Source organism: Zavarzinia sp. (assembly GCF_049306435.1).
Taxonomy (GTDB): Bacteria; Pseudomonadota; Alphaproteobacteria; order Zavarziniales; family Zavarziniaceae; genus Zavarzinia.
This window is the reverse complement of record NZ_JBAQRT010000170.1, coordinates 1-1,757: the sequence shown is the minus strand read 5'-3', so window position 1 is coordinate 1,757 and position 1,757 is coordinate 1. Positions and strand designations below refer to the sequence as shown.

Here is a 1,757-nt window from a genome sequence, read left to right as displayed (position 1 = left end):
GCCCAGGCGGCTTCCGCCACCCAGCCGAAGAGGGCGGAGCCGAGCCCCGCCGCTTCCGCCACCCCGCCGATCACAAAGGGTTGGGCAACTCCCGCCCCGGCGCCAGCGCCGCCGCGAGCAGGGCGGCGCAGGCCGGTGCGGCCTTCAACAGCCCGGCATCGATCACCATCTGCCCGACCGCCGCCTCGCCGTGGCCGGCCGCCTTCAGCGCCGGCACCAGCACGGCGACGACATCGCGAAGACCATAGCTGCCGTCGAGGAAGCGCCGGGCCAGCGGGACTAGGCCGCAACCGGCCATCGCCTCGGTCTCGGCCAGGGCGGTGAAACTCGGCCGCAGACGATAGACCTGCCCGCCGAGGGCAAGCGGCACCTCGCCGCGATGAGGGTTCGGGATATCGCTCATGATCCCTCTCAGGCGAAAATGACCGCGCCGGCGGATTCGAGGGTGATGGAGAACGTCTCCTCGCCGTCGTGGTTGCCGGCGTAATCGAGGGCGGTGATCAGGCAGGGCGCGGTCACGGTGGAGCCGTCGCCCCGCGTGATGCGCCAGTTGCGCCGGATCCGCCCCATGAAGAGATCGCGCGCCGTATCATGGGCGCTGCCGCTGTCGAAGACCCCGGCGCCGGAGAAGCTGAAGGACTGGATGCCCGCGCCATCGAGCAATTCGCGCTGGCCGGCGGAATCCTTGCTCGTGGTCTCCACCGGTTTCAGCCGGGCCTTGAGGCCGGTGGAGCGCAGGCCGGCGATGGTGACATAGGCCCCGGCGCCGGTGGTATCGACCCGCAGAAGGAACAGGTCGCCGCGTTGCTTGCTCATGGAAAGGCTCCGCTCAATAGGGGTCGACGGGTTCGGTCACGACGCGCAGACGCATAACGCCATGGGCGGTCACGCCGTCGTCGTCGTCGAGAATGGTGGTGAAGGCGACACGCAGGGCGATGCAGCGGTGCGGCGCGGCGAGGGTCAGCGGCTGGCGATGCAGGGCTTCGGTCAGGGCCGAAAGGATGCGCTTCACCTCCGCCCGGCCGCGATAGCGCGACCAGACGTGCAGCGTCACCTCGTGGCGCTGGCCGCCCCGTGTCGCGCTGTCGTCGGCGGTCACCGCGTCCTCGCCGATCACGACATGGGGAAAGCCGCTGCCTTCCGGCCTTCGGTCGTGCAGCCGGTCGCCGATCAGAAGACCAAGGGGGGCATGGCCGGCCAGACGGGCGAACAGCGCCGTCTGCACCGCCAGCGATGCATCAGGTGTCATCGGCGATCGCCTCCTTCAGGGCCGTCGATATCTCGGCGGCAAGATCGAGTCCGGCGATGGCATCCCGTAGCCGGGGCCGCGCCCCTTGTGCCACCGTGCCGAATTCGCGGGTCTGCGCCCCGGCCGAAAGGGCGACGCGGCGGATATCCCCAACCCCGTCCACCTCGGCACCGAGTTCCCGCGCCAGCGCCGCCGCCCGGTCATCGAGGGTGGCGGTCACCCAGTCTTCGATCCGGGACATGAAACGGGTAAATCTCATTGCCCGGCCCCTTCCCGCGCCAGCAGCACCAGATAGTCCCGGCGCGGCCGGGGCAGGATGGCGAGGATATCGAGCACCCGGCCCCGCCAGACCAGACGCCAGTCGGCCGAAAGGTCGGCGCGGGCGCGCAGGGTGACGCGCCAGTTCACCTCCGCCTGGCGGGCGTCGGCTTCGACCGGCTCGCTGCCGGTGGTTGCCTCGACCGCGGCCCAGACCTCGGGCAGCGTGTCGACCGGCACCCAGCTCAGG

5 protein-coding genes are annotated in these 1,757 nt (G+C 70.7%); all 5 read right to left on the bottom strand.

The window, feature by feature from the left end; translation table 11 throughout:
• Positions 1–70 precede the first annotated feature (70 nt).
• The gene (locus WAZ62_RS09310) at positions 71–403 is read right to left on the bottom strand and encodes a gene transfer agent family protein (protein WP_422643242.1); all 333 of its coding nucleotides are present in this window, start codon (positions 401–403) and stop codon (positions 71–73) included.
• A gap of 8 nt (positions 404–411) precedes the next feature.
• Positions 412–816 (bottom strand): phage tail tube protein, encoded by a 405-nt coding sequence (locus tag WAZ62_RS09305; RefSeq protein ID WP_422643241.1) that lies wholly within the window; start codon positions 814–816, stop codon positions 412–414.
• A 13-nt stretch (positions 817–829) separates the two neighbouring features.
• The gene (locus WAZ62_RS09300) at positions 830–1,249 is read right to left on the bottom strand and encodes a DUF3168 domain-containing protein (protein ID WP_422643240.1); all 420 of its coding nucleotides are present in this window, start codon (positions 1,247–1,249) and stop codon (positions 830–832) included.
• Positions 1,239–1,490 (bottom strand): hypothetical protein, encoded by a 252-nt coding sequence (locus tag WAZ62_RS09295; protein ID WP_422643239.1) that lies wholly within the window; start codon positions 1,488–1,490, stop codon positions 1,239–1,241. The genes WAZ62_RS09300 and WAZ62_RS09295 overlap by 11 nt, the downstream gene beginning before the upstream one ends.
• A 14-nt stretch (positions 1,491–1,504) precedes the next feature.
• The coding region (locus WAZ62_RS09290; protein ID WP_422643238.1) for a phage head closure protein at positions 1,505–1,757 on the bottom strand (253 nt) is incomplete at its 5' end.